The 4382-nt window shown below is 49.0% G+C and carries 4 protein-coding genes; all 4 read left to right on the top strand.

Going from position 1 to position 4382, the window contains the following annotated elements:
• Window positions 1-617 precede the first annotated feature (617 nt).
• The 4 genes from ACIQ2L_RS14460 to ACIQ2L_RS14445 are packed head-to-tail and all read left to right on the top strand — an operon-like array spanning window position 618 to window position 4185.
• Complete coding sequence (locus tag ACIQ2L_RS14460) at window positions 618-1445, top strand: PhnD/SsuA/transferrin family substrate-binding protein (RefSeq protein ID WP_396160084.1); 828 nt, start codon at window positions 618-620, stop codon at window positions 1443-1445.
• Complete coding sequence (locus ACIQ2L_RS14455) at window positions 1381-2232, top strand: phosphonate ABC transporter ATP-binding protein (RefSeq protein ID WP_396160082.1); 852 nt, start codon at window positions 1381-1383, stop codon at window positions 2230-2232. Before ACIQ2L_RS14460 ends, ACIQ2L_RS14455 begins: the two co-directional genes overlap by 65 nt.
• On the top strand, window positions 2225-3049 hold the full coding sequence (gene phnE, locus ACIQ2L_RS14450; protein ID WP_396160080.1) for a phosphonate ABC transporter, permease protein PhnE: 825 nt from the start codon (window positions 2225-2227) through the stop codon (window positions 3047-3049). Before ACIQ2L_RS14455 ends, phnE begins: the two co-directional genes overlap by 8 nt.
• A 20-nt stretch (window positions 3050-3069) precedes the next feature.
• Window positions 3070-4185 carry an alkaline phosphatase family protein gene (locus ACIQ2L_RS14445; RefSeq protein ID WP_396160078.1) on the top strand — a complete coding sequence of 372 codons (1116 nt, stop codon included), beginning with the start codon at window positions 3070-3072 and terminating at the stop codon, window positions 4183-4185.
• The last annotated feature ends 197 nt before the right edge of the window (window positions 4186-4382 follow it).

The following is a 4382-nucleotide window of genomic DNA, read 5'->3' as shown; positions in this document are numbered from 1 at the left end:
GTTGGTTCCGTCGTCTTGGAGGAGCCACGCGGAACGTACGCATCTAGAAACCAGATGATACCAGCGAGTCACCCTCGTATCCACAAGCCGAAATCGAGCCTTAGTCATAGATTCTCCCGAACTGCAGAGGCATCAGTCGTCCTAATTGGCCAAATCATACCCCAAAAACAAACGCTGGTCAACAAAAAAATGCCTGTCCTTTATTTTTTTAGCAAAAGTCGAAACTCTTTGCTCGATATGCACGCGCCCGGCAAGGAATCATCGATCCTAAGCTCAAGCGAATCAACGATCGACTCACCATAGGCAATACTTCGTCAAGCCATGATGGCCGTTGACGAAGCGATAATGAGAACTGAAAAATTCTTGAGGAAACGAAAGCAAGACGCTGCTCGTCGTCGGAAGATACTTAATGAGCGAAAGCCGGCTAAGCCTTAGAATCGAGCAGACGAGAGGATGTAAAGATTTGGTTAGGAACGCGAAATCCGGCTACCGATAGTCGACGATTGTCTTACAACTTCTAACGAACCATATTCTCACTGCGGAGACTATCCATGCATCGCTCACAATTAACCTTATGGATCGTGGGTGTTTTTCTGCTGGCAGTTGGAATCTTTTGGATGGCTGAACGCAAAGAGGATTCCAGTGGCTTGGCATTTGCTGTCGCAGAGCTAGACGGACTGGAATCGCTTCAAAGGGAGTTTGGGAAATTCCGGGATCTATTGGTCAACAAATCAGGTGTACCAATCAAGTTTTATTCTGTCCCAAACCGAGTTGCAGCGACGGAGGCGTTAGCTGCATCGCAGATAGATCTCTTAGTTGCTGGCCCCTCCGAATATGTGGTGATTGCATCTCGAACTCCTGTTGAGATTGTGGTCGGGCTGCAGCGGGCGGAGTATTACTGTGTGATAGTCACTCGGAAAAATACGGAGGTTCATTCCCTCACGGACTTCGTCGGACGTAAACTGGCCCTAGGTGATCCGGGGTCGACTTCCAAACACCTGGCGCCACTGCTTATGCTGAAGCAGGCAGGAGTGATGCCATCCGAAGTGCAATTGATTCATACCTCGAGCGTCCAGATGGGGTGGGAAGCGCTGTTGGCAGGTGATGTCGATGGGTTTGCTACCACATCAGACAAATACAAATCCTTGATGAGTAAGAGTTCTCGTGAAACTCAATCGGAGATCCATTTGCTGCAGCGGAGTAACGATCTACCCGGAGACGTGATTCTGGCAAGAAAAGACATAAATCCAGATGTTTTGAATCGAATGCGAAGCGCGATCATGGCAAACACGCCACTTTTTGTCGATGCCATTTGCAGCGGTGTTGATAACCAAAAGTACATCGGGATGAGTCTATCGGACAAGATAACCGACCGAGACTATGACTCCACTCGCGAGATGTTTTCCGTCGCAGACATGTCCTATTTGCTCGCACCAAAACGATGACCCACAGCTTGAAGGTTTTCCGGAATCGAATTTGATGAGCAGTACGGTATTGGATGTTGCGCACTTGACGATGCGTTACGAGAATCAACCTAGCGCAGCACTAGAGGACGTTTCGTTTAGTATCCAGCCGGGTCAACGGGTCGCTTTACTGGGAGCCAATGGTGCAGGTAAGTCAACGCTTTTCCGAATCTTGCTTGGGCTGCTTCCGTTTCACAGTGGAACGATAAAACGATTTGGAGTTGAATCCACCGGTCGAGGTGGAGGCAAGGTATTGCGATCATTCCGTTGCCAGGTGGGTTTCATACCACAGAACCATGGTTTGTCTCCAAACTTGAGCGTTTTGAGCAATGTATTGCATGGCAGATTAGGACGGGGGAACGTGTGGCGTCGTAGTTTTCAATCGCTCGCGTCGAAAGATGACCGCGACCAAGCAATTGAGTGCGTCCGACAATTCGGTCTTGAGTCGAAAGCGCTCACTCGTTGCTGTCACCTTTCAGGAGGAGAAAGCCAACGCGTTACGTTGGCTCGCGCTTTTTTTGCTAGACCAAAGTTGTTCCTTGCAGATGAGCCCGCAGCAAGTCTCGACCCTAGCATTGCTGACGAGATGATGATCGCGTTAAGCAATCAAGCAAAGGAGACTAACGCAACACTTCTTTTCGCAACGCACAATCTCGAACATGCTTTGAAATTTAGCGATCGAATTCTTGCGATCGGTAATCGGCGCATCTTGATGGACGGAGCAACATCAGGTCTACGGCTAGAGGAGTTGCGAACTCTTTATGATTGACGCCGCCCAATCCAATTCCAGATCTTTCGTCATTCCACGATTTGAAAAGCCACCTTTGCTGGGATGGTTGTTTTTGATTGCGGTTCTGACGTTCGTTGCCGGTTCGTTTCGTACGGTCGAAATCGCTCCGGAACGTGTATCCCGTGGGTTTGCAAGAGTGTTTCAAATCGGTCGCGAGATGTTTCCACCACGCGTTGATCGAATTGTTCCACTAATTCAGCAAGCATTGATCACTTTGCAGATTGCAACACTTGGAACACTCCTCGGAATCGGGGTCAGTTTGGTAGCTGGCAATTATGCTTGCCGCCATGTCTCACATCCCCGTTTGACGTCATCCATCCGCTCTTGCATCGCTATTGTTAGAACCGTTCCCGAGTTAATCTGGGGTCTGCTCTTCGTGGCATGTTTTGGGTTGGGTCCATTTGCAGGCGTTCTGGCTGTAGCTGCCGATACCTTTGGATTTTGTGGGCGTTTCTTTACTGAAGCTTTCGATGACGTGGAAGATCGAGAATTGGAAGGACTGCGTGGATTAGGGGCAACGCCGTTCGGACAATTTCTTGCGCTCATTTTGCCTCAGTCCATACCCAATTTAGTTCATACATCCCTTTTCGCGTTAGAGCGTTCCGTGCGCGCGTCTATCGTATTGGGGTTGGTAGGAGCGGGAGGTATCGGTGTCGAGCTTGACGTCGCGATGCGACTCTTTCGCTATGACGAAGCCAGCACTGTCATGTTATTGATTTTAGTTTTAGTTTTGTTGATTGAACGAATTAGCGAATCGGTGCGGCGCCAAATTCGTCCTTATTCTCAAGCATCATGATGGAATAGAAAGAAGCAGATATGAGTCCAAGTGCTCAACGGATCGTAGTTGGAATGATGGATGGATTGGGACCAGAATATGTGGCCCATTCGGAAATGCCTAACTGGCAACGTTTAGCTAGAGCCGGATTCGCTCGAAATGTTTCAGCGATCATGCCTAGCGTGACGAACGTCAACAACGTTTCCATCGCGTGCGGTTGCTTTCCAGCGGAACATGGAATCTCAGGCAATTCGTACTATGATGCGGAAAACAACGAACCGGTTTACATGAATTCCGCGGAACTTATTCGCGTTCCAACAATTTTCGAGCAAGCCGCTAAGAAAGGTGTTGCGTCAGGATTGTTGACCAGCAAGCGCAAGACAGTAGAGCTTTTCTCGAAGCATACATCTGTTGCGATTGCGGCCGAGCAACCACCGGAAACATACGTCGAAAAATTTGGTCAACCCGCCAACATTTATAGTAGTGAGATCAATTGGTGGCTTTGGCAGGTAGCCGTAGATTGGCTCAAAAACCGACCAGAACTCGGACTAATCTACGTGCATACTACCGATTATCCAATGCATGCATGGCCAGCCAATGCACCTGAATCGAAGGCTCATTTGGCTGGCGTTGATCGGTGGTTGGGCGAAGCGGTATCGGCAGCCCCAGACGCCGCCTTCTTTTTAACAGCAGATCACGGTATGAATTTCAAGACCCGGTGCTGGGATCTGGTGCGCGCTTGCGAAGCAGCCTCGACTCCGATCAAGTTTTCATTGTCACCGGAGAGAGATTACTACATTAAACACCATAACAACTATGCGGGTTGTGCGTATGTTTACCTTAACAGACCGGATGATGAAGCTAGTGTTCGCCGAACCTTGTGGAGTCTAACAGGGGTCGCTGAGATTTTGACGCGCGCCGAAGCAGCAAACAGGTTCCATCTGCCTCCAGCGACGATTGGGGAGTTAGTTATCCTAGCGGACAAAACAACGATGTTTGGCGAAATGGACCAACCGTTTCGCGATCTTCCGAGAGAGTATCGCAATCATGGTTCGACTTTTGAGATGGAAGTGCCGCTAATCATCTACAATTGTCAGCCACCGCGACCCGCAGAAGAATATCGGTACAACAAAGATCTTACCTGCGGACTGTGGTAGCCTCTCAGGTTGATAAGATGATGCTTCCGGTCGCTCTTTCGCAAAAAGCGTCCGCTGTGGGACGAAAGTTCTTCTAAAGATGGACTTCGGCTACCTATTGCAAATCGATCTTTAACTCCGAAGTACCAGAGGTTGGAATCGTCGCGGTCAGTCCAGATAACTTTGGGTCATTATACTTGCGGTTGATTTTGAACTTT

It is taken from the genome of Flavobacterium sp. (assembly GCF_044369455.1).
Taxonomy (GTDB): Bacteria; Bacteroidota; Bacteroidia; order Flavobacteriales; family Flavobacteriaceae; genus Flavobacterium.
The sequence above is the reverse complement of the archived record's forward strand: the minus strand, read 5'-3'. Positions and strand labels throughout refer to the sequence as shown.

What these genes read in the sequence shown, in the direction of transcription:
- ACIQ2L_RS14460 (WP_396160084.1), top strand. Translation starts at nt 618, where the DNA reads ATGGCTGAACGCAAAGAGGATTCCAGTGGCTTGGCATTTGCTGTCGCA.
- ACIQ2L_RS14445 (WP_396160078.1), top strand. Translation starts at nt 3,070, where the DNA reads ATGAGTCCAAGTGCTCAACGGATCGTAGTTGGAATGATGGATGGATTG.
- ACIQ2L_RS14455 (WP_396160082.1), top strand. Translation starts at nt 1,381, where the DNA reads ATGACTCCACTCGCGAGATGTTTTCCGTCGCAGACATGTCCTATTTGC.
- phnE (WP_396160080.1), top strand. Translation starts at nt 2,225, where the DNA reads ATGATTGACGCCGCCCAATCCAATTCCAGATCTTTCGTCATTCCACGA.